The organism is Reyranella sp. CPCC 100927, from assembly GCF_007859315.1.
Taxonomy (GTDB): domain Bacteria; phylum Pseudomonadota; class Alphaproteobacteria; order Reyranellales; family Reyranellaceae; genus Vineibacter.
Genome location: NZ_VOHA01000014.1, coordinates 160,228 through 181,638, shown reverse-complemented (window position 1 = coordinate 181,638; position 21,411 = coordinate 160,228). Strand labels below are relative to the sequence as shown.

Annotated in this window: 20 protein-coding genes; 7 read left to right on the top strand and 13 right to left on the bottom strand. The window is 66.7% G+C overall.

Translation table 11 applies throughout. From position 1 onward, the window contains the following. Positions 1 to 302 precede the first annotated feature (302 nt). The 6 genes from FQU96_RS29175 to FQU96_RS29150 all read right to left on the bottom strand — a co-directional run bounded on the left by FQU96_RS29175 (position 303) and on the right by FQU96_RS29150 (position 6,002). A complete protein-coding gene (locus FQU96_RS29175) occupies positions 303 to 953 on the bottom strand; it encodes a TetR family transcriptional regulator (RefSeq protein ID WP_146544899.1) in 651 nt (216 codons plus the stop codon). Between the two features lie 17 nt (positions 954 to 970). Next, complete coding sequence (gene proC, locus FQU96_RS29170; RefSeq protein WP_146544898.1) at positions 971 to 1,783, bottom strand: pyrroline-5-carboxylate reductase; 813 nt, start codon at positions 1,781 to 1,783, stop codon at positions 971 to 973. Between the two features lie 130 nt (positions 1,784 to 1,913). Then, a complete protein-coding gene (locus tag FQU96_RS29165; protein WP_146544897.1) occupies positions 1,914 to 2,531 on the bottom strand; it encodes a glutathione binding-like protein in 618 nt (205 codons plus the stop codon). 130 nt (positions 2,532 to 2,661) lie between these two features. Further along, positions 2,662 to 3,186, bottom strand: coding sequence for a VOC family protein (locus FQU96_RS29160; protein WP_146544896.1), 525 nt, complete (start codon positions 3,184 to 3,186; stop codon positions 2,662 to 2,664). Positions 3,187 to 3,204: 18 nt separating this feature from the next. Then, the gene (locus tag FQU96_RS29155) at positions 3,205 to 4,914 is read right to left on the bottom strand and encodes an FAD-dependent monooxygenase (protein ID WP_146544895.1); all 1,710 of its coding nucleotides are present in this window, start codon (positions 4,912 to 4,914) and stop codon (positions 3,205 to 3,207) included. Beyond that, positions 4,914 to 6,002, bottom strand: a complete 1,089-nt coding sequence (locus tag FQU96_RS29150; protein ID WP_146544894.1) for an LLM class flavin-dependent oxidoreductase — start codon at positions 6,000 to 6,002, stop codon at positions 4,914 to 4,916. Before FQU96_RS29150 ends, FQU96_RS29155 begins: the two co-directional genes overlap by 1 nt. 186 nt (positions 6,003 to 6,188) lie before the next feature. On the opposite strand from FQU96_RS29150, the gene FQU96_RS29145 reads away from it, so the two are divergent. The 6 genes from FQU96_RS29145 (at position 6,189) to FQU96_RS29125 (ending at position 11,859) form a co-directional block, all read left to right on the top strand. Further along, positions 6,189 to 7,733 (top strand): ABC transporter substrate-binding protein, encoded by a 1,545-nt coding sequence (locus FQU96_RS29145; RefSeq protein ID WP_218574917.1) that lies wholly within the window; start codon positions 6,189 to 6,191, stop codon positions 7,731 to 7,733. A 116-nt stretch (positions 7,734 to 7,849) separates the two neighbouring features. Next, positions 7,850 to 8,398, top strand: coding sequence for a pyridoxamine 5'-phosphate oxidase family protein (locus FQU96_RS42835; protein ID WP_255468609.1), 549 nt, complete (start codon positions 7,850 to 7,852; stop codon positions 8,396 to 8,398). Further along, positions 8,356 to 8,853 (top strand): pyridoxamine 5'-phosphate oxidase family protein, encoded by a 498-nt coding sequence (locus FQU96_RS42830; RefSeq protein ID WP_370461398.1) that lies wholly within the window; start codon positions 8,356 to 8,358, stop codon positions 8,851 to 8,853. Before FQU96_RS42835 ends, FQU96_RS42830 begins: the two co-directional genes overlap by 43 nt. Positions 8,854 to 9,047: 194 nt before the next feature. Continuing rightward, positions 9,048 to 9,257 carry a bacterioferritin-associated ferredoxin gene (locus FQU96_RS43185; protein ID WP_370461397.1) on the top strand — a complete coding sequence of 70 codons (210 nt, stop codon included), beginning with the start codon at positions 9,048 to 9,050 and terminating at the stop codon, positions 9,255 to 9,257. 117 nt (positions 9,258 to 9,374) lie between these two features. After that, a complete protein-coding gene (gene bfr / locus FQU96_RS29130) occupies positions 9,375 to 9,839 on the top strand; it encodes a bacterioferritin (protein ID WP_146544891.1) in 465 nt (154 codons plus the stop codon). Between the two features lie 295 nt (positions 9,840 to 10,134). Continuing rightward, entirely contained in the window at positions 10,135 to 11,859 is a 1,725-nt protein-coding gene (locus tag FQU96_RS29125) for an amidohydrolase family protein (RefSeq protein ID WP_146544890.1), read from the top strand. Between the two features lie 96 nt (positions 11,860 to 11,955). Here FQU96_RS29125 and FQU96_RS29120 read toward each other — a convergent pair whose 3' ends face one another. The 7 genes from FQU96_RS29120 to FQU96_RS29090 all read right to left on the bottom strand — a co-directional run bounded on the left by FQU96_RS29120 (position 11,956) and on the right by FQU96_RS29090 (position 20,230). Then, entirely contained in the window at positions 11,956 to 13,122 is a 1,167-nt protein-coding gene (locus FQU96_RS29120) for an acyl-CoA dehydrogenase family protein (RefSeq protein WP_146544889.1), read from the bottom strand. A 169-nt stretch (positions 13,123 to 13,291) separates the two neighbouring features. Further along, positions 13,292 to 13,807 (bottom strand): hypothetical protein, encoded by a 516-nt coding sequence (locus FQU96_RS29115; RefSeq protein WP_146544888.1) that lies wholly within the window; start codon positions 13,805 to 13,807, stop codon positions 13,292 to 13,294. 30 nt (positions 13,808 to 13,837) lie between these two features. Further along, positions 13,838 to 15,502 carry a hydantoinase B/oxoprolinase family protein gene (locus FQU96_RS29110; protein ID WP_146544887.1) on the bottom strand — a complete coding sequence of 555 codons (1,665 nt, stop codon included), beginning with the start codon at positions 15,500 to 15,502 and terminating at the stop codon, positions 13,838 to 13,840. A 125-nt stretch (positions 15,503 to 15,627) separates the two neighbouring features. Beyond that, complete coding sequence (locus tag FQU96_RS29105; RefSeq protein ID WP_146544886.1) at positions 15,628 to 17,640, bottom strand: hydantoinase/oxoprolinase family protein; 2,013 nt, start codon at positions 17,638 to 17,640, stop codon at positions 15,628 to 15,630. A 109-nt stretch (positions 17,641 to 17,749) separates the two neighbouring features. Beyond that, positions 17,750 to 18,415 (bottom strand): antibiotic biosynthesis monooxygenase, encoded by a 666-nt coding sequence (locus tag FQU96_RS29100; protein WP_146544885.1) that lies wholly within the window; start codon positions 18,413 to 18,415, stop codon positions 17,750 to 17,752. A 16-nt stretch (positions 18,416 to 18,431) separates the two neighbouring features. Continuing rightward, entirely contained in the window at positions 18,432 to 19,412 is a 981-nt protein-coding gene (locus FQU96_RS29095) for an alpha/beta hydrolase (protein WP_146544884.1), read from the bottom strand. A 194-nt stretch (positions 19,413 to 19,606) separates the two neighbouring features. After that, positions 19,607 to 20,230 carry a helix-turn-helix domain-containing protein gene (locus FQU96_RS29090; protein ID WP_146544883.1) on the bottom strand — a complete coding sequence of 208 codons (624 nt, stop codon included), beginning with the start codon at positions 20,228 to 20,230 and terminating at the stop codon, positions 19,607 to 19,609. A 30-nt stretch (positions 20,231 to 20,260) separates the two neighbouring features. Here FQU96_RS29090 and FQU96_RS29085 point away from each other — a divergent pair, with 30 nt between their 5' ends. Beyond that, a complete protein-coding gene (locus tag FQU96_RS29085; protein WP_146544882.1) occupies positions 20,261 to 21,385 on the top strand; it encodes a GTP-binding protein in 1,125 nt (374 codons plus the stop codon). Positions 21,386 to 21,411 lie beyond the last annotated feature (26 nt).

Genomic DNA, 21,411 nt, shown 5'->3' with positions numbered 1-21,411 from the left:
GCGCGAGCGCCGCTTCTATCCGGATGTCTCCGCACCAACTATGGTGCACTGCAACAAGATGTATGTTGCGATGCGGGAAGTCAAGGGGCGTTGTGCAGCGCACAATGATTCCATCTCATGACTTTGAAGACCTAATCTTATGCCCTGGTGGCATTTATAATCGCTCCGCCAGTGTGATTTCGCACAGCGAACCCCACAAGGCGGACAACGGACTTAAGCATGCTCTGATTGCAGCGACGTGAAGCGGGGTATCGATGCCGCCGGCCTCATGCGGCACGGTAAATGGCGAGCGCCCGAACCCTTCAAGGTGTCGCCGCCTCGGAGGCACCGGCCTCCGGTGCATCGCCACTGTCAGCGGCCGTCGTCCGCCGCCGGCGGGCTGACAGGCTGAACCGGTCGAGCGACCGGGCCCAGTGCTCGGCGCGCTTGAGGCGATGATCCAACGCCGCCATGGTCTTGGACTGATCGGCGCTGTCGTCCTTCAACCACACCCGCATCACGGCCAGGTGGATGGCGGCCAGCGCCCGCTGGCGCAGCGCGCCGTGCGCACCGTCGGCCGACACGCCGGCAGCCTCGAGCACCGCCGCCATGGAACGCCCCAGCGCACGCGACAGCGACAATGCCGCCAGCGGATCGCGCAGCAGTCCCTCCGACAGCGACGCGACGGCAGCCTTGTGCGGCTGCAGGGCGTCGTAGCGGCGCATCATGGCATCGAACAGGCGATCGCGTACCGTCTCGTCGGGATCCAGCGACGGCGCGACGCCCGCCAGGACCTGACGGTCGATGTCGGCCAGGAAGGCCTCGATCAACGCCATGCGCGATGGAAAGGCCACGTAAACGTCTGCCAAGCTGGCGTCGGCCGCCGCGGCCACGTCGCGCAACGCGAAGCCGCGCCAGCCCTTCTCGGCCAGCAGCGTCAGGAACGCACTCAGGATCGCCGCACGGTCGGCCATGGCTGTCTCCAGGGATTTCAGCCCGCGAGTTCCTTCGACCGGCGCGTCGCAGCAGCGATCGCAGAGTCGAACAGCGGCTGCATGCCGATATCAGACATCAGAACTTTCAGCGCCTCGGCCGTGGTGCCACCGGGCGAGGTGACGTTGATCCGCAGCTGCGAGGCCGCTTCGCTGGAGCGTCGAAGCAGTTCGCCTGAACCGGCGACCGTAGCGCGCGCCAGGGTCATGGCCATGTCGGCCGGCAGGCCGGCGTTCACGCCAGCGGCCGCCATCGCCTCGACCAGCAGGAACACATAGGCCGGCCCGCTGCCCGACACTGCCGTCACCGCGTCCATCAAACCTTCATCCTCGGTCCACAGCACATCACCGACGGCCGACAGCAATTCGCCGCAGCGCGCCTTGGCGGTTGCACTGACGCCGGCGCCGGCAACGCACACAGTGACGCCACGGCGAACGGCGGCTGGCGTGTTGGGCATGGCGCGAACGATGCGCGCTTCCTCGCCCAGTCCGGCGCGGAACGTGGCGATGGTCTTGCCGGCGGCGATCGACAGAAATGTAGTGGACGCGCCCGCAAAACGGCGCAGACCGGGCAGCACGTTGCCCATGGTCTGCGGCTTGACGGCCAGCACCACGATGTCGGGGACGAAGCCGTCGACAATCTGCTCGACCGCCGCGACAATGGTGGCACCCGCCACCTTGGGCCGGCTCGCTTCGCCAGGCTCGATGACGGCCAAATCAGCCGGCTTGAGCCCCTGCTCCAGCCAGCCCTCCAGCATGGCGCCGCCCATCTTGCCGCATCCCACCAGCAGCAGCTTCCCCGTCCCTGCCATCGCATCCTCCGCGCCGTCGTGGGGCGACACTACAACGGCGGCGGGCGCGATCGAAGCGGTCTGACATGCCAGTCGGTTGATATGACGGCCGGGACGGGCCCGCGCCATGCGAGCCCGTCCCGCCCTTGGGTCAGCCCGCCAGCCCTTCGGCCTGCAGCGTCTTCTGTACGGCCGGACGGGCCTGCATGCGGGCGAAGTGCGCCGCCACATTGGCCGGCAGGGCGATCTTGAAGCGCGTCGCCCACAGCTCGACATAGAACAGCGCGCAATCGGCGATCGAGAACGTGCCGTTGACGTAGTCCTTGCCCTTCAGTTTCTCGTCGATGAGAGCGAACGCCTTTTCCGCCATTTCGCGACCGCGCGCCTTGACCGCATCGTGATCGGACTCGCTGGGCGCGTAGTTCACCGGCCGGAACATGCGCGAGAAGCCCTGCATGTGCACGGAGGCCACGACGTAGTCCAGCATCTCGAGCGTACGCGCCATGCCCTCGGCATCGTCGGCCAGCAGCTTCTTGTCCGGGTTGGTACGCGCCAGCCACGTAGCGATGGCCGGGAACTCGGTCAGCACCGAGCCGTCGTCGCGCGCCAGGGTCGGCACCTTCGACTTGGGGTTAACACCGGTGAACGGCGGCTGGTACTGCTTGCCCGCCGCGAGGTCGACTCTTTCGATCTCGAACGGCTTGCCGATCTCGTTGAGCAGGACGTGGATGCCGATCGAGCAGGCACCGGGTGAATAGTAGAGCTTCATGACAGGACTCCCTCCGTCTACAGGCCGGCGGCGGCCGGCGTGCCAAGGACGGGATTCATACTCCCGGCGCACACGCCAAGGAAAGGCGCATGCGCGGGCGGCGAGATCACGTTTCGCAGACCAACCGGCGTCATTCGTCAGGCCGGCGCATCAGGGCGGCATGCGACTCGCCCGATTGCAGACGAGCGATCATTTGCTCGGCATCGAATTCGATGCCGATGGGGTTGCGCGCAAAGGCCTCACCCTGCATCCAGGCCATGGCCTCGCCGGCGTCGGCGAAGCGGTCGACCTGCAGTTCGACATCATTACCGTCAGGGTCGCTGTAATAGAACGACGTGGTCGGTCCGTGATTGATCGCGCGATGCGGCGTGATGCCGGCCTGCTTCAGCCTCCGGTAGGTGCCGAACAGATCCGGCAGCCCGGCATAGGTGAACGCGACATGCGCAAAGCCGACGGGCTGGCCGGTCGCTTTCCCGGGATGGGGTCGACCACCGATCAGCGCGATGCGATGGTGCTCGTCGTCATAGGTCAGGAATACGATCCCCTCGTCGCGATGGACAATCCGTGCCTCCAGCACGGTGCAATACCATTCGACCATCACCTGCAGCTGGTTGGTCCGGAACACCACGTGCGCGAGCTTGACGGGCTTGGTCATGCGATTCTCCTGGCGCGATCACGGCAATGCGGCGCGGCACGACACCTGGTTCACCACGGCCGCCAACTCCGGCACGGGATCCCCGCCCGACGCAGCGGCACGCCAGGCCACGTGTCCGTCGGGCCGCAGCAGGACGGCGCCGGTGCGGCCGACGCCATAGAGATCGCACCAGCGGTCCTCGCGGTCGACCAGCGTGCCGCGTGGCCCCACGGTGTCGGCCGTGGCATCAATGCCGGATCGGGCCGCGACGGTCGTCAGCGCCGCGCACCAGGCAGCGCCATCGGGGCCGGCCAGCAGGCAGAAGCGGTCACGAACCGACAGGTCGATGGTCGAGATCCGCCGGTCGCCGCGGTCAAGCCAGGCATGCGGCGCGCGATGGCCGGGACGGGCACTGGGCGTGTAACGATGCACCGAGAACGCTGGCGGCGGCGTGCCGTCGTCCATGACGCAGGCCGATCCATAGGCGTAGCCGAAGGTCTGGCCCGGGTAGTCGAAATGCTCGCGCTGCGCCGGGATGGCCGCGGCGAGCTGCGCCCGCGCCTCGGCCCCGTCCGGTCCGTCGATCCGCGCCAGCAGCGCACGATCGTTGGCCAGCATGCCGCCCAGGCCTGACGACGCCATGCTGGTGGCGTTCTTCACGCTCTGATCGACATTGGTCTGGGCCGCCGGCCGGCGTTCGGCCTCGTAGCTGTCCAGCAACGCCGGCGGCGCGGCGCCACGCAGGACCAGCGCCAGCTTCCAGGCGAGACTGTGTACGTCGGCGATGCCGGTGTTCATGCCCTGGCCGCCGGTCGGCGGCAGCGGGTGGGCTGCATCGCCGGCCAGGAAGACGCGGCCGACCTGGAACCGCTCGGCCAGGCGCGCCTGCATGCGCCACGGCAGGACGCTGCGGATCCGGACGTCCAGATCGGCCACGCCGACGGCGGCGCGGATCATCGCGATACAACGCGACTCGGTGAAATCGGACGGCGCGGCGCGCTCCGGGTCGTAGGCGAAATTGAAGGTCCAGCGATGCCGCCCGTCCAGAGCGATGAACAGCCCGGCGGCATCGGCATTGTAGATCCACCACAGCAGATAGGGCCGCTGCGCGATCCACGGCCACAGATCGGCTTCGAAATGGATGCCCATCTGGTGCCCCATGCGGCCCAGCCCGGTCATCGGCACATCCAGCATGTGGCGCAGCGGACTGCGCGCGCCATCGGCGGCGATGACGTAGCGTGCCCGGACGGCCGGCGCTGCATTGCCATCGCCCTGGCAACGCAAGGTCACGCCATCGCCATCCTGGTCGATCGCCACAACCTCGACACCAAAGCGCGTCCGCACCGACGCGCAGCCCTCGGCATGCTGCCGCAGGATCGGCTCCAGCACATCCTGCGGGCACGAGCGCTTCACGCTGGGGCTGTAGCTGGCCTCCAGTGCATCGAGATCGCTGTCGCCGCGATAGCGCAAGGTGCCGATCTCGGCGCCCGCCAGCCGTGTCACGAAGGCGACGCCCTGATGCCGTTCCAGCGGCACCGACGCGGCGGCAATCGCATCCTCGACACCCAATGTGCGGAAGATCTCCATGCTGCGCGCATTGACGACGTGGCCGCGGGGATGGAACGACGTGGAGGCGTTGCGCTCCAGCAGCAGCGTGCGCACGCCCAGGGCGCCCAGCATGATCGCCGCGCTCAGGCCGACCGGCCCGCCGCCGACGATGGCGACATCATACGGCGGCGGCGCCGACATCAAGCCGCCGCGGCGCGGTCGAGCGCGGCGGCCCCGGCGCGCAGCCGCGGGATCAGCTCGCGGCCGAATGCGGCAGCATCGTTGAACGGATCGAATCCTCGGATCAGGAACGAATGAACGCCGAGCTTGTAGTATTCGAGCAGTGCCTGCGCCACCTGCTCGGGCGTGCCGACCAGGCACGACGTGTTGCCGACGGCGCCGGTGGCTTCGGCGATCGGCATCCATAGCCGCGCGTCATGCACGTCGCCCTCGGCGGCGAAGTCGAGCAGCCGGCGCGCCGAGTGGTCGAGCGGTTTCTTGATGGCGCCGAACCCGGTCGGATTCTGCTGTGTCTGGATCGAGTCGAGAATCCGTTTGGCCTTGTCCCACGCCTCGCCCTCGGTGGCGGCCAGGATCGGCCGGAACGACATGTTGAACGTCGGCGTGCGGCCGTACGCGGCCGCGCGGGCGCGGAATTCAGCGATGCGCGTGCGCGTCGCCGCCAACGGTTCGCCGAACATGGCGAAGACGTCGCAATGCTGCGCGCCCATCGCCAGCGCGCCGTCCGAGGAGCCACCGAAGAAGAGCGGCGGATGCGGCGTCTGCAGCGGCCGCACGTCCGACTGTGCCCCTTTGATGCGATAGAACTCGCCCTCGAAATCGAACCGCCGCGGCGAGGACCAGGCGCGCTTCATCACCTCGATGTATTCGGCGGCGCGGCGGTAGCGCACGTCCTTGGGCTGGAAATCGCCGTCGCCCTCCTGCTCGGCGTCGCTGGCGCCGGCGATGACGTGCAGCGCCAGCCGACCGCCGGTGAGATGATCGAAGGTCGCGATCTTGCGCGCCGCCAGGGTCGGCGCCACGAAGCCGGGACGATGCGCGATGAGATAGCCCAGCGTCGTGGTGTGCGATGCGGCGTACTGCGCCACCAGGAAGCCCTCGGCCGAGGACGCCGTGTATCCGACGAGGACCAGGTCGAAACCGGACTGCTCGTGCGCCAGGGCAAACGCGCGCAGATAGTCGGTCGAAATACCGCCTTTGATCACATGCACCGACGCGGCGCCGGCCGGCGGCGTGACACCGATCATGCCAATGACGCGCACAGGCATCGCACCCTCCCTTGTTGAGCCTACGCTAGGGCCGCGCCTGATGGTGGTCAACGCGCCGCGCCGCGCCGTACAATCGGCGCATAGCCGGCATGATCCTTGCTCAACCGGGAGCCTGCTGGTTGCGGTTCAAAAGCATGCTGGGGGCTGACCATGCACAACAATCGTTGGCCTCGTCTGGCGGGCGCCATGGCTTTGGCCGGCGCATGGACCTGGGGATCGCTGCCGCCGGCTGCAGCGCAGACCCTGAAGGCGGTGATGCACTCGGATGTGAAGATTCTCGATCCGATCTGGACCACCGCCTACATCGTGCGCAACCACGGCTACATGGTCTACGACACGCTGCTGGCGCTGGACGACAAACTGCAGATCCGTCCGCAGATGCTGGAAGGCTGGACGGTCAGCGACGACAAGCTGACCTGGACTTTCACTCTGCGCGAGGGCCTGCTGTTCCACGACGGCAAGCCGGTCACGGCCGAGGATTGCGTGGCGTCGATCAAGCGTTGGGGAACGCGCGATGCCATGGGCCAGAAGCTGATGGCCTTCACGCAGGCACTGAACGTCATCGACGCCAGGACGTTTCAGCTGGTGCTGAAGGAGCCGTATGGGCTGGTGCTGCAGTCGCTGGCCAAGCCCAGTGCGCTGGTGCCGTTCATCATGCCCAAGCGCATCGCCGACACGCCGGGCACGACCCAGATCTCGGAGTTCGTCGGCTCGGGACCGTTCGTCTTCCGCCGCGACCTGTGGCGGCCGGGCGAGCGGGCGGTCTACGACAAGTTCAAGGAGTACCGGCCGCGCAACGAGCCACCGGCCGGGCTGGCCGGTGGCAAGACCGTCTACCTGGATCGCGTCGAATGGGTGACGATGCCCGATGCGCAGACCGCGATGAACGCCCTGCTCAACGGCGAGATCGACATGATCGAGCAGCCGGTGATCGAGTTGCTGCCGCTGGTCGAAGGCGACAAGGAGATCGAGGTCCGTGACTACAATCCGCTGGGCAGTCAGTACAACTTCCGCTTCAACACGCTGCACAAGCCGTTCGACGACCCCAGGATTCGCCAGGCCGTGCTCTACGCGCTCAATCAGCAGGACTTCCTGGTCGCCGGCATCGGCAATCCCCAGTATTTCAAGGAGTGCAAGGCGCTGTTCGTCTGCGGCACGCCGCTCGCCACCGACAAGGGCTTCGAGGACAAGCTGAACGGCGACGTCGCCAAAGCCCGGGCGCTGCTCAAGGAAGCCAACTACGACGGCACGCCCGTGGTCCTGCTCTACGCCACCGACACCAACACCGGACGGCTCACGCCGGTGGTGAAAGCCCTGCTCGAGAAAGCCGGCTTCACCGTCGACATGCAGTCGATGGACTGGCAGACCGTCGTCTCGCGTCGCGGCAAGAAGGACCCGCCCAGTGCCGGCGGCTGGCACGGCTTCATGACGTCCTGGGTGTCGGCCGACCTGCTCGATCCGATCATGTCGGCCTTCGTCGGCGCCGCCTGCGACAAGGCGACCTTCGGTTGGCCGTGCGACCAGCGCATCGAGCAGCTGCGCGACGCCTTCGCCCGCGCCACGGATCCGACGCAACAGAAGGCGTTGGCCGAGGCCATCCAGGTGCGCATCGCCGAGTTTCCAACACATGCGCATCTTGGCCAGTTCAACATTCCCGTCGCCAAGCGCCGCAACGTCACCGGCTTCCTCGAAGCCGCCGCGCCTGTGTTCTGGAACGTGAAGAAGAACTAGGTCACATAAACGAACGCGTGGCGCCCATGATGAGGTTTCATGCAAGCGCCTGACGCGGCGCCTTGACCGAAACGAGCTGTACGTCCAAGTCGGAGTTCCGCGACGAGGAGGCGGTCATGGTCGATTCGGAATCGCCCCTTGGGTCACCGTTCCATGCCGGCGAGCGCGAAGCGCAGCGACGGGCTGGCGTGCGCGACCGTGCCGAGCAGGCGGGCGCGCGTGCCATCCGCGACTTCATGCCGGAGCAGCATCGCGTCTTTTTCACCCAGCTTCCGATGCTGCTGATCGGCTCGGTCGACGACGAGAATCGACCGTGGGCGTCGGTGCTTGCCGGTCGCCCGGGCTTCATCGCGACGCCCGACGACAAGACGATGCGGATCGCGGCCGCGCCGCTGTTCGGCGACCCGCTCGGCTCCACGCTCGCGGTCGGCGCCGATGTCGGCCTGCTCGGCATCGAGCCGCACACGCGCCGCCGCAACCGCGCCAACGGCAAGGTGATCGCGCTGGACGCGGCAGCAATCGATATCCACGTCACGCAGAGCTTCGGCAACTGCCCGCAATACATCCAGGCACGTGCATCAGACGTCACCGATGACATCGACGATCCGGCACACCGCGACCACTGTCGCAGTTCGACACGCTCGACCATGCCACCCGCGACCTGATCGCGGCCGCCGACACGCTGTTCATCGCCACGGCCTTCACGGACGACGCCACGGGCGGCGTCGATGTCTCGCATCGTGGCGGCAAGCCGGGTTTCGTGCGCATCGACGACGGCCGCAGCCTTGTGATCCCCGACTTCGCCGGCAACTCGTACTTCAACACCTGCGGCAACCTGTTGATCAATCCGCGTGCCGGCCTGCTGTTCATCGACTTCGAGAGCGGCGACCTGGTGTACCTCACGGGCACGACCGACATCGTATGGGACGGCGACGAGGTCCGGGGCTTCGCGGGCGCCCAGCGCCTGGTGCGCTTCCACCTCGTCGAGGGCCGGCGCGTCAGCGGCGGCCTGCCGCTGCGCTGGTCCTTCGGCGACTACTCACCGCTGCTGGCGCGCACCGGCAGCTGGTCGGCATTGCACCCTCCCCTGTCGGCGACGGGCGAGCAGCCGCAGCGCTGAGGTCCGGGGGCTTGCCGGGCCCCCGAACCGGGGCTCCATCGGCCATCCACATCACGCAACTGCGACTCACTTGCATTCGTCGCCCGGATAGGCCAAAAAGTGGGCAGCGAGTGCGATTGATTCGCGTTTGCTCCGATGGGCTAGGGAGCTCACGGCGGTAATTTGGGTGTTGTCCTGCCGGCTGCCGCATCGAGGTGATCGTGTACGTCTGCATCTGCAATGCCGTAAACGAACGTGCCGTCCGCGACGCCATCGGCCGGGGCTGCCGCACCGTTGGCGAAGTCTACCGCAGCTGCGGCGCCCGTCCCCAATGCGGCAAATGCGGTATCGACATCGCCCGCTGCATCCAGCAGCAACGGCGTGAGACATCATCCGACAGTCCCTGGCCATTGGCTGCCGAATAATCACTCGCATTCGCAATAACCCATTGATAAATAAGGATATTGCAATCGGTCGCTGAAGCGACGATTGTCCCCGCATGCGGTCGCGGCCTGTGCGACCGGAAGCAGGGAGTACCGATCGTGAAGGGCGATCCGATCATCATCCAGCACCTGAATGCGGTGCTGAAGAACGAGCTCACGGCGATCAACCAGTACTTCCTCCACGCGCGCATGTGGAAGAACTGGGGCTACAACAGCCTGGCCAAGAAGGAATACGAAGAGTCGATCGGCGAGATGAAGCACGCCGACAAGCTGATCGAGCGCATCCTGTTCCTCGAGGGGCTGCCCAACCTGCAGGATCTCGGCCGGCTGCGCATCGGCGAAGACATCCCCGAGGGGCTGAAGGCGGACCTCGCGATGGAGCGCCAGGGCCGCACCGACCTGCTGACCGCCATCGGCGCCAGCGAAACCGCGACCGACTATGTCTCCCGTCACCTGCTGCGCGAGATCCTCGACGACACCGAGGAGCACATCGACTGGCTCGAGACCCAGCTCGGCCTGATCGACCAGGTCGGCCTGCAGAATTACCTGCAAAGCGCGATGTAATTGTTCCCTCCCCCAACACAGTTGGGGGAGGAGGCCGAAAGCCGGAGGGGGAGTTCACGTGGTCTCGGTTACATAAACCGCGTCAGCTCCCCTCCGCCCACCGACGTTTCGATGCTTCGCATCGAAACGTCGTATCGGGGCACCTCCCCACTGCGTGGGGAGGAAGAAGATGCCTCCCCAGCCCCGCTCTCGCGGGGCGAGAGGGACATCCGGCAGGGGAGCTATGCGCGCGCGGACATGCATTGCGGCGCAACGCGCGTAGGATAGCGGGCAGCAACAACGGAGCCGCCCGCCCATGACCACCGATCCGACCCTGATCATCCGCGGCGGCACCATTGTCGACGGCAGCGGCGGTGCGCCCTTCCAGGGCGATGTCGCCATCGAAGGCGATCGCATCGTGGCGGTCGATCGCAAGATCGCAACGCGTGGCGCCGAGGAGATCGACGCGCGCGGCAAGGTCGTGGCGCCCGGCTTCGTCGACATCCACACGCACTACGATGGCCAGGTGACGTGGTCGAACCGCATCACGCCCTCCTCGCTGCACGGCGTCAGCACGGTGGTGATGGGCAATTGCGGCGTCGGCTTCGCGCCCTGCAAGCCGACCGACCATGACCTGCTGATCCGCCTCATGGAGGGCGTCGAGGACATCCCGGAACCGGTGCTCACGGCCGGCCTGCCGTGGAACTGGGAGAGCTTCGGCGACTACCTCGCGGCGCTCGAGGCCCGGTCCTACGACATCGACATCGCCACCCAGCTGCCGCACGCGGCACTGCGCGTCTATGTCATGGGCGAACGCGGCGCCGATCGCGAGCCGGCGACCGAGGCCGACCGCAACGCCATGCGCCGCATCGCGGCGCAGGCCGTGCGTGACGGCGCGCTGGGCTTCGCCACCTCGCGCACCATCAACCACCGCGCCAGCGACGGCCGCCACATCCCGACTCTGACGGCCGAGGAGGCCGAGCTGACCGACATTGCGCTGGGCCTCAAGGATGCCGGTCGCGGCGTGCTGCAGGTGGTGAGCGACCTGCGCGATCTCGACGGCGAGTTCGCCATGCTGCGCCGGCTGGTCGAGCGCTCGGGCCGGCCGCTGTCGATCTCGCTGGCGCAGACCGACCGCTCGCCGCACCGCTGGCGCAAGACGCTCGACCTGATCGAGAGCGCCTCCAGCGACGGCCTGCCGATCAAGGCGCAGGTCGCCGGCCGCCCGGTGGGCCTGCTGCTGGGCTTCGAACTGTCGCGCAATCCGTTCTTCACTCACCCGAGCTACCAGAAGCTGGCGCACCTGCCACTGAAGGCGCGCGTGGTGGAGCTGCGCAAGCCCGCGGTACGCGCCGCGATCCTGGCCGAGCAGCCGGTCGATGACCGCGACGCGCTGATGCGCATCGCCAACTACGACAAGATCTTCCTGCTGGGCGATCCGCCCGACTACGAACAGCCGGCCGAGAACAGCCTGGGCGGTATCGCGCGGCGCACCGGCCGGCGGCCGGAAGAGGTCGCCTACGACGCGATGCTGGAGCGCGACGGCACCGGCATGCTCTACGTGCCGTTCCTGAACTACAGCGATGGCGACCTCGAGGTCGCGCGCGCCATGCTGACGCACCGCGACACCATCCCCGGCCTCGGCGATGGCGGCGCCCATTGCGGCATCATCTGCGATGCCAGCTTCTCGACCTACCTGCTGACCCACTGGGCGCGCGATCGCCGGCGCGGCGCGCGCCTGCCGATCGAATGGGTGGTGTCGGCCCAGGCGCGCGAAACCGCGGAAGCGGTCGGCCTGCGCGACCGCGGCGTGCTGAAGGCGGGCTACAAGGCCGACGTCAACGTGATCGACTTCGACCGCCTCACCCTGCGCGCGCCCGAGGTGGCCTACGACCTGCCCACCGGCGGACGCCGCCTGACGCAGCGCGCCGAGGGCTACGATGTCGCGGTCGTCTCCGGTGTGATCACCCAGCGCGACGGCAGTGCGATCGACGGCGCCCTGCCCGGTCGCCTGGTACGCGGCGCGCAGACGGCCGCTTAGTCACTAATCGTCATCGCGCAGCGACCCTGGGAGCGCGGGCGTCCCGCCCGCATCATGAAGCGGGCGAGACACCCGCGCTCCCAGGAAGAAAAGAGCCTACCGCCCCAGCCCCATCACGCGCCGCGCGATCACCATGCGGTGCACCTCGGTGGGGCCCTCGTAGACGCGCATGGTGCGCACCTTGGCGGCCATCAGCTGCAGCGGCAGTTCCTTGGTGACACCCATGGCGCCGAAGGTCTGCATGGCGTGGTCGATCACCTCGGTCGCCATCTCGGTGGCGAAGACCTTGATCATCGACGCCTCGGTACGCACATCGCGGCCCTCGTCCTGCTTGGCGGCGGCGTCCATCACCATCAGACGGCAGGCGTGGATCTTGGTGGCGGCCTCGGCCACCCACCACTGGATCGCCTGACGATCGGCCAACTTGGCGCCGAAGGTGACGCGCTGCTTGGCGTGCTCGCACATCATGTCGAGCGCGCGCCGTGACATGCCGATGCACCAAGCGCCCATCTGCAGGCGGCGCACGGTGAGGCGCAATTGCATGGGCGCGAAACCCTGGCCGATGCGGCCCAGCATCTGCTCGCCTGATACGCGGCAATCGTCGAACACCACCTCGTAGGTGCGCTGGCCACCCAACATCTTGATCTCGCGCGCGATCTCGAAGCCCTTGGTGCCCTTGTCGATGATGAACGCCGTGATGCCCGAGTGGCGGCCGCTCGAACCCTCGACGCGCGCCATCGCGATGGTGAAGTCGGCCGACGGCACGCGGCTGATCCAGATCTTGCGGCCGTTGATCACCCAATCATCGCCGTCCTGGACGGCGCGCGTGATCATGCCGGCGGGATCACCGCCGGCGCCGGGCTCGGAGATCGCGATCGCCGACTTCGCCTCGCCGCGCGCGTAGGGCTCGAGATATTTCCGGCGCTGCACCGGGCTCGCCGTCGCCATCAGCATGTGCATGTTGGGCGAGTCGGGCGGGAACGTGAAAGGCACCACGGTGCGGCCGATCTCCTCGTTCACCGCCATCAGCGCCACCGCCGGCAGGTTGGCGCCGCCGAATTCCTCCGGCGCGTCGAGGCCCCACAGGCCGAGGTCCTTGCACTTCTTCAGGATCGGCGCTTCCTCGGCCTCGGTGAGGCCGACCTTGCCGCCCGACATCTCGCGGTCCAGCACCGCCTTCTCCAGCGGCATCAGCTCGTTGTCGACGAACTTCGCCACCACGTCCCGCAGCATGCGGTGCTCTTCCACCAGGTCGAACGGCATGGCTTCCTCCTGACGCGTTGTGCCGCTGGGTATATCCGGCCCCTCCCGGCCCGGCCAGTCGCCGGCCACGCAAAGCTGCCCGGCGGCTTTGCAAAGCAACGAACGCCGTCAGGTCAGCAAGCACCGCCTCGGCGAGAACCATGCACGCGCACCAACCAGGCTCGCCTCATCATGTGGTCGTGATGCCGGAAGCATCCTCCTCCGTGACATGGCCATCGTATTCGCTGACCCGGCTCAGTTCGCATCCTGCCCTGAAAACAAGCTGCAATCCGTGCTCTGGCTCCCAGCCGCAACCGCACGTGATGCGAACATAGACGTTTCTGTCGGCGGCACTGATGGACCGCAGCACGGCACCGTGTGTCGGCCAAATGAAGCGCCAGATATCTTCAGGACGGGCGGCGTCGACCTTGGCGTCATCACCGGCGGCCTCGAGGATCTCCTGGTAATTCTGCCAGATCGGCAGCGTCATGGCCGCACGATCCGCCGTCGTCAGTCTCAGGAAGGCCGCAACCACGGCCGAGAGTTCGAGCGGCAGAGGGCCATCACCAGACAGATCTTCGAATTCGAAGCCGATGGGTGCGCCATCGAACAAAGGGACCGGCAGCGGCGATGAACGCCAGAGGCCATCGTAACGTTCATGCCTGACAAGCTCGCCCAGCACTGGATCCAGGCGTCGCAATCCCACGGCGCTCACCGTTCCGACGCGCGGCGCACGCTACTCCGCCGCGAGCCGTCGTCCGAGCCGCGGATCGCGGGTGAGAATGCCGTCCTGCAGGTCGCGGTCGATCAGGGCGTCGCTGCGGTGGCTGGGGTGGCCGTAGCCGGCACCACCGCCGACCGACATCTCCACCACGTCGCCCTTGTGCAGGTCGACGGCGGCTTTGGAGCGCAGCGACTGCGTGCTGCCGTCGGTGCGCACCACCACGCAGCCGCCGGTCTTGGCAGGCTCGCCGCCGAACAGGCCTTCAGGCGCCAGGCGGAAGCGGTCGGAGTAGATCGCGAGCTGCACGTCATCGCGCAGGATCTCATAGCGGCGGCGCAGGCCAGCGCCGCCACGCTGGGCGCCCATGCCGAAGGAGTCCGGCTCCAGGGTGTAACCGGCGACGCGGAACCAGTCGTAGTCGAGATCCAGCGACTCGACGGGCGCGTTGGAGCAGTTGCTGAGCGGCCCGTCGACCGCATCGCAGCCGTCGGCCGATTTCGAGCCGCCGTAGCCGCCGCCGAAGATCTCGAGATAGACCGAGTAGCCCGCCTCGCTCAGCCGCGACAGGCAGAGCGCCGTCGTGGTGTCGAAGCCGCAGGCGATCACGCGCTCCGGCATGGCCTGGGCCAGCGCCTTCATGACGGCGTTGAAGGCGCGGAAGGCCGGCACCATGCGGGCGCGCACCGGCGCCGGCGGCCTGGGGTTCATCAGGCTGCCGTACGGCACCTTGACCTTGATCGGCCGCGCCATGCCTTCGTTGTAGGGAATGTCGGGGCTGGTCAGCACCGACTTCACGCACGACAGCACGGCGCTCAGGGTCGACGAATACGGGCAGTTGAGGTTGCGCTTGACCTGGGCACAGGTGCCCTCGAAATCGACCTCGACACCATCGTCGGCGATGGTGACCTTGGTCTTGATCACCAGCGGCGTGTCGCTGAGCCCATCATCGTCGACGGCGTCCTCGCCGTAGTAGACGCCCTTGGGGGCCTGGGCGATGGCGGCACGCACGCGACGCTCGCTGTAGTCCTGCATCTCGCGCATCACGTCCATCACGACGGCGGCGCCGTAGCGCGCGCAGAGCTGCTTCACGCGTGCCGCGCCGATGTGGTTGGCGGCGAACTGGGCGTTGAAGTCGCCGATCGTGAGGTCGGGCACGCGCACATTGGCGGTCACCAGGCGCTCGAAAGCGCCGCCGCTCCAGTCGCGATCGAAATTGTACTTCGAGGGCGGGATGCGCAGGCCCTCCTGATAGACGTCGCTGGCATGGATGTTGAGCCCCGGCGCGCCGCCACCGAGATCGAGGTGGTGCGCCACGCTGGCGCCGAAGCCCACGACCTGGCCGTCGACGAAGATCGGCGTGAAGATGAAGACGTCGGGGATGTGCTGACCGCCCTCGAAGGGATCGTTGTTGATCAGGAAATCGCCTTCCTGCAGCGTCTCGACGGGATAACGCTTGAGGCAGGCACGCAGGGTCTCGCCGATCGGGCCCAGCTGCATGGGGATCAGCTCGGCCTGCGCCACGGTGTTGCCGTGGCGGTCCATCAGGCCGGCCGAGCCGTCGCGCGCCTCGCGCAGGATGGTCGAGTAGGCCGAGCGGATCAGCTTCACGCCCATCTCGCGCGCGCCCGCCACCAGCGCCTGGCTGATCACGGCATAGTCGATCGGGTTCATGGACATAGACGCACTCCGTTCAAACCGTCATCCCGAGCGCAGCGAGGGATCTTCTGACGCAGGCGCACAGTGCGCCGTTCGCCGAAGATCCCTCGCTGCGCTCGGGATGACAGTGTGTTCGTTGCGGGGGATCATGACTTCGTCACCACCATGTTGTCCGCGGCATCGATCGTGGCCGACCAGCCGGATGGAACGTACGTGGTGGCGGTGTAGCCTTCGACGACGGCGGGTCCGGCGATCGCCTGGCCGGCGGTCATCGCCTCGGCGGCGTAGCGCCGGCAGTCGACCCAGCGCTCGCCCTCGAAAATGCGTGCCGTCTCCGGCGCGCGATCGGGCTGGCGCTCGCGCTCCAGGGTCGGCAGCGATTCGATCGGCAGGGTGGCGCCGACGCGCAGCGCCACGATCTCGACCGGCCGGTCGAGCCCGGCGCCGTGCATGAAGACGCGATGATGCGCATCGGCGAAGCGCTCCGCGAGGTAGGCAGCGTCCAACGATTTGATGCGCGCCGGCTCGATCTCGACCGGCACCTCGAACGCCTGGCCGACGAACCGCATCTCCAGGGTATGCGTGTAGGTGAGATCGCCCGCCAGCCCCATGTCGCGGAACTGGGCCGCGAGCCGGATGCGCATCTCGCAGAAGCGGTCGCTGACATCCTCGGCCGCCGCCTCGTCCAGGCGCATCTTGCGGGTGATGGTGTCGTACTTGGTGTAGTCGGACGCCACCAGGCCGTAGGCCGAGATCACGCCGGGGTTGGGCGGCACCACGATGGTGGTGATGCCGAGATCCTCGGCCACCTTGGCAGCATGCAAAGGCCCCGCGCCGCCGAACGGCACCAGCACGAAATCGCGCGGATCACGCCCACGCTCGGTCGACACGAGCTGGATGGCGCGCACGATGTTGGCGTCGGCCAGACGCAGTACACTCGACGCCGCCTGCTCGATGCTCATGTCGTACTTGGTGGCGATGGGCTGGAACACGCCGTGCGCCGCCGTGGCGTCGAGCATCATGCGCCCACCCAGGAACGAGCCCGGCCGGATGGTGCCGATCACGACATGGGCGTCGGTGGTGGTCGCCTCGCGGCCGCCCTTGCCGTAGCAGGCCGGTCCGGGCTCGGCGCCGGCGCTCTGCGGGCCGACCCGCAGCATGCCGCCGTCATCGATCCAGGCGATGCTGCCACCGCCGGCGCCCACCGACACGATGTCGAGCACCGGCGTGCGGATCGGCAGGCCGTCGATCTCGGTCTCCGACGCAAGCGATGGCCGGCCGTTCTCGACCAGGCACACGTCGGTGCTGGTGCCGCCCATGTCGAAGGTGACGAGGTTGCGAAAGCCCGAGCGCTCGACCTGGCGCGTGGCGCCCACCACGCCGGCAGCCGGCCCGGAGTACAGCGCCGTGATCGCGCTCTTGCGCATGGCATCCGCCGGCAGGCGCCCGCCATTGGACTGCATCACCGTGAAGCGGCCGACGAAGCCGTCCCCGGCCAGGGTGCGGGCGAAGCGATCGAGGTAGCCGTCGATCACCGGCTGCACGTAGGCCGACAGCAGGGTGGTCGAGGCGCGTTCGTATTCGCGAAACTCGCGCACGACCTCGTGCGAGCAGGTCACCAGCACGTCGGGCAGTTCGGCGCGGATCAGCTCGGCGACACGCAGCTCATGCGCCGGGTTGGCATAGGCATTGAGCAGGCAGACGGCGACCGCGCGATAGCCGCCGGCCTTCAGCGCCGGCACCAGCTGCGCGCGGACGGCCGCATCGTCCAGCGCCGTCGCTGCCGTGCCGTCGGCCAGCGTGCGCTCGGCCACCTCGAAGCAATCGCGCCGATAGAGCGGCGGCGACGGCTTCTGGTAGGCGAGGTCGTAGATGTTGCGCCGGTCGTGGCGTTGCAGGAACAGCAGGTCGCGAAAGCCCGCCGTGGTGATGAACGCCACCTTGGCGCCCTTGCGCTCCAGCACGGCGTTGGTGGCCACGGTCGAGCCATGGCCGAGGTCGGCGATACTTTTGAGGTCGAGGCCGGAGGCCCGCAACGCGTCGAGCGCGCCGATGTCGGGACTGCGGGGCGTGCTGGGCACTTTGGTGACGACGACGCGACCGCCGCTGACCGCGACCAGATCGGTGAAGGTTCCGCCCACTTCGACGCCCACGCGCATGCCTGCCCCATCCCTGGTGTGAACCGCCGTTCAGTGTGGCCAAGGTCGGCAGCCGGTGCAAACGGTATCGGTGCCTGCAAAGCTGCCAGAAAACGCCGCCGCGACGGTATCAGTCCTGATGGCGTGGTGCGTCGGGGTAGTATTGCGGCGCCTCGCGGCGGTCGAACATCCCATAGTCGCGGATCACCCTGACATGGCGATGGCGCAGCGTACCGCCCGGCGGCACGCGTGGAGTCCATCGGCTGGCCGCCGCGGCATTCGCCCACGACACCAGCAGCAGGATCTTGCCAGGCGTATAGATGCTCTCGAACACCTCGCGATCGACGACGCCCTGCGTCGGCAGGCCCAGTTGGACCGCCTGATCAGCATCACCGAGGCTCCCGTCCGTCGGCGGCGACAGCTCGCTCAGCGTGATGACCTTGGCCGCACCGACCTCGGTTTCATCCAGACGCTGCTGCACGAGCTGATGGCCCTGCGGGACCCGGTCGTCGGCGGTGATCTCGCCGACGCGCAGATGATAATCCGCGAACACCTCGAAGCGGCCTTTCTCCTGCACGCCGTGATGGATGGCCAGCGTGCGCCAGCGGACGACCGCCTTCTCGTCACGCCAGGTCGACAGCGACACCAGCCGGCCTTCGGTACGCCGGCTGGCGAAGCGCTCGTTGTCGATGAAGCCGTCGATTTTCTCGAGCTCCGGCTTCAGGAGCTTGGCGAGATCGAGATAGTCGTCCCAACGTTCCTTATGGGGCTGAACCTCAAAGATGACGGCGAACATGGGTGCCTCCATCGTATCAAGCGGCCGTCCGTGGCCGGTCGTCACCGCGTAGAAAGGTCTCCGCTTCGCGATAGAGCGCGACACGGTTTTCCTCCAGATGCATCAGATGGGTGGCCCGCGCGATCTTGATATCGCGCCGCACCGGCGACGCCGTCAGGGCGTCGAACAACCACCGCGCATCGGCATCCGTCACCAGACTGTCCCATTCGCCGCGAATGATCGCCAGCGGCGCCTGGATCAACGCCGGATCATAGGCAAGATGGCCGGCCCAGGCATTGGCTATATCCTGCGACGGACCGCCGGGAATCTTTACATTGGGCGGTGTGCGATCGCGGCCATGTGGATCGCTGTCGAGATAGAGCGGCGCCCACGCATCGAAGTGACGCCGGGACAGCACGGCCGGCTCGCCCCCAGGGACATCCTCGACGAAGCGTTTCCATTGATCCTCGATCGATACGAGGCGCCAGGCAGGGGCGCGCGGCGGATCAGCCTGGTGTGGCCGCCAGGTGACCGGCCCGAAGAAGACCAGGCGATCGACCAGTTCGGGGCACTGCGTGGCAAACCGGCCCGCCGCGATCGTGCCCCAGGAATGCGCGATAATGCTGACGCGCGCCACCCGCTGGCGATCGCAGATGAAGCGCACGGCTTGCTCGATCTGGCGGCTCGCGGCCTCGGCGTCGCCCACGGCGGCATGCTGGTCCGCCGGATCGTCCATCTCCGGGTATCGATCCGAATTGCCGAAACCGAGGAAATCGAAGCCCCAGACATCGAAGCCGGCATCGTTCAGATCATCACGCCAGGCGTGTCCGTCAAAGCGATGCGCGATGGAGAGCGCCGACGGAAAAGTCGCACCGTGCACATAGAGCACGACCTTCGGTGCATCGGCCCGCGCTCGCGCAGTCGGCAGGAAGCGCAGGAACAGTTGCAAGCCATCCAGAGGGCTCGCGATCCGGAACTGTTCTTCCCGCGGATCGAGAGGATGGGTTGACCTCGGCATAATATCTCCATCGTGTCGGTACGACGTCGCGACCCTGGATATGGACCGCACGAGCGCGGACGACGACGACCGATGGTTCGGGCTTGATCGAAGGGTGCAGCTTGGCTGTCGCGGCCATGGAGGGTCGGCGGATCAAGCTGAAGCATGCGGCGACTCAGGGGCGCCGCAGCACGTCGCTCACCTGGCGCAACGCCTCAATAGTGCGGTGGGGTGATGACCCAGACCACTTTGGTCGCCAGCTCTCCGGGATTACTGCAGCGATGAACACTGGTGCTGTCGAAGGCGAAACTGTCGCCTTCCTCCAACCGGAAGGAACGGCCACCCACGACCAGATCAAGCGTCCCCGAGATCACGATGCCTGCCTCCGCCCCGTCGTGACTGTAGTCACCACTGTCGGCGCCAGGCGCGATCGTGCTGAGCAGCAACTCCAGCGGGCCACTGAGGTTCGGCGACAAAAGTTCCTCGACGATGCCAAGACCCGTGAACGTCAGCTGGCGACGATTGCCCTTGCGCACGATGATGTCCCGCTCCTCGGGCGTGCTGGTCGCATTGGCCTGGAAGAACCAGTTCATGTGCACGCCGAATACGTCGCTCAATCTCTTCAGGACTCCGATGGGGAGCCTGGATCGATTTCGTTCGATCTGACTGAGATAGCTCACCGAGATCCCGGCCCGGCTCGCGACCTCGTTCAACGTCAGGCGCTTGAGTTTCCTCAGTTCACGGATCTGGCCGCCGATGGCCTCCTCCGGGTCAGGGGCGTTCTCGCCTGCAGCGTTGACTGACCACTCTTTGGCGTTTCGCAGCGCACGTACGGGCATGCAGCGGCACATTCCTGGTTCGCAGTCCTCATGGGCAGTATCACGATACCCGCGCTACCGCCCAGAAAAGACTTCATTGGCGAAAAGTGCCTTGACAGTACATTTGTTTGTGAAGAAATTACAGAAAATTACACAAATAGAAAATTCCGGGATGAAAACGTGCCAGCGAGCCTTCCCACATCGCTCATCTGCGGTTTTCTTGGCGCGGGCAAGACCACGCTGATCAACCGCCTGATCAACAGCCCTTCTGGCGAGCGTTTGGGGATTCTGGTCAACGATTTTGGTGCCCTGAACATCGATAGCGATCTGATCGACGCGCGGACGGAGTCGAAGATTGCACTGAGCAATGGGTGCATTTGTTGCTCGATCCAGGATGACTTTGCAGCAGCCATCGTCCGCATGTGCGAATCAGGGGACGCCTTGAGCCGCCTTGTCGTCGAATGCAGTGGCGTTTCGCACCCTGCCGGTTTCCTGTCTGCTTTCGACTCGCCCCGCGTGGCTGCATGCGCCCATGTCGATGGTGTGTTTTGCGTCGTCGATACCGTCGGTTTCATGGATTTGGACTACCCATCGACCGAATTGGCCATCGACCAGGCTGCCATGTCCGACCTCGTTCTTCTGAACAAGATGGACATGGCTTCGGATACAGCAGCAACCGACGTTGAGCGGGTCTTGCTTGGTGCACAGCCTCACATGAGGCTACTGCGCGTTGCCAATGCGTCCCTTCCAGCGACCGTGTTGCTCGGCCCGCGCGCAGGAGCCCGCCGCAGCAGCGTGCGCCATCCGACCGACCATCGTCACGATGACGTTTTTGACACCTGGTCGTATGTGTCAGAGACGACGATTGAACTTCAGGATTTTCAGGCCCTCGACGCGGCGCTGCCCGTCGGCATCCTCCGAGCAAAAGGCCTGCTGCGGATACGTTCGCCGAGAAACGGTTCAGCCGAGCGCGCCGTCTATCAGCGCGTGGGCAAGCGTGCCGATCTCGCCTGCGATCAGCGGCAACCGCCCGCGTTGAGCGAGTTGGTTTTTATCGCGCGCGCCGGCGATGTTGATCGTGCGGCGATGCACACTGCACTGGCGCATTGTCCAGGGTTTGTGCCTTTCGGGCAGAGCGACGGCGAACGGCCGACAGACGTGCTCGCGGTGTCCTGATCCACCGCCATCGAGATGAGGTAGAC

Coding starts and splice junctions, on each gene's coding strand:
- FQU96_RS29175 (WP_146544899.1), bottom strand. CDS start 953: ATGGCCGACCGTGCGGCGATCCTGAGTGCGTTCCTGACGCTGCTGGCC.
- proC (WP_146544898.1), bottom strand. CDS start 1,783: ATGGCAGGGACGGGGAAGCTGCTGCTGGTGGGATGCGGCAAGATGGGC.
- FQU96_RS29165 (WP_146544897.1), bottom strand. CDS start 2,531: ATGAAGCTCTACTATTCACCCGGTGCCTGCTCGATCGGCATCCACGTC.
- FQU96_RS29160 (WP_146544896.1), bottom strand. CDS start 3,186: ATGACCAAGCCCGTCAAGCTCGCGCACGTGGTGTTCCGGACCAACCAG.
- FQU96_RS29155 (WP_146544895.1), bottom strand. CDS start 4,914: ATGTCGGCGCCGCCGCCGTATGATGTCGCCATCGTCGGCGGCGGGCCG.
- FQU96_RS29150 (WP_146544894.1), bottom strand. CDS start 6,002: ATGCCTGTGCGCGTCATTGGCATGATCGGTGTCACGCCGCCGGCCGGC.
- FQU96_RS29145 (WP_218574917.1), top strand. CDS start 6,189: ATGGCTTTGGCCGGCGCATGGACCTGGGGATCGCTGCCGCCGGCTGCA.
- FQU96_RS42835 (WP_255468609.1), top strand. CDS start 7,850: ATGGTCGATTCGGAATCGCCCCTTGGGTCACCGTTCCATGCCGGCGAG.
- FQU96_RS29125 (WP_146544890.1), top strand. CDS start 10,135: ATGACCACCGATCCGACCCTGATCATCCGCGGCGGCACCATTGTCGAC.
- FQU96_RS29120 (WP_146544889.1), bottom strand. CDS start 13,122: ATGCCGTTCGACCTGGTGGAAGAGCACCGCATGCTGCGGGACGTGGTG.
- FQU96_RS29110 (WP_146544887.1), bottom strand. CDS start 15,502: ATGTCCATGAACCCGATCGACTATGCCGTGATCAGCCAGGCGCTGGTG.
- FQU96_RS29105 (WP_146544886.1), bottom strand. CDS start 17,640: ATGCGCGTGGGCGTCGAAGTGGGCGGAACCTTCACCGATCTGGTCGCG.
- FQU96_RS29100 (WP_146544885.1), bottom strand. CDS start 18,415: ATGTTCGCCGTCATCTTTGAGGTTCAGCCCCATAAGGAACGTTGGGAC.
- FQU96_RS29095 (WP_146544884.1), bottom strand. CDS start 19,412: ATGCCGAGGTCAACCCATCCTCTCGATCCGCGGGAAGAACAGTTCCGG.
- FQU96_RS29090 (WP_146544883.1), bottom strand. CDS start 20,230: ATGCCCGTACGTGCGCTGCGAAACGCCAAAGAGTGGTCAGTCAACGCT.
- FQU96_RS29085 (WP_146544882.1), top strand. CDS start 20,261: ATGGGCAGTATCACGATACCCGCGCTACCGCCCAGAAAAGACTTCATT.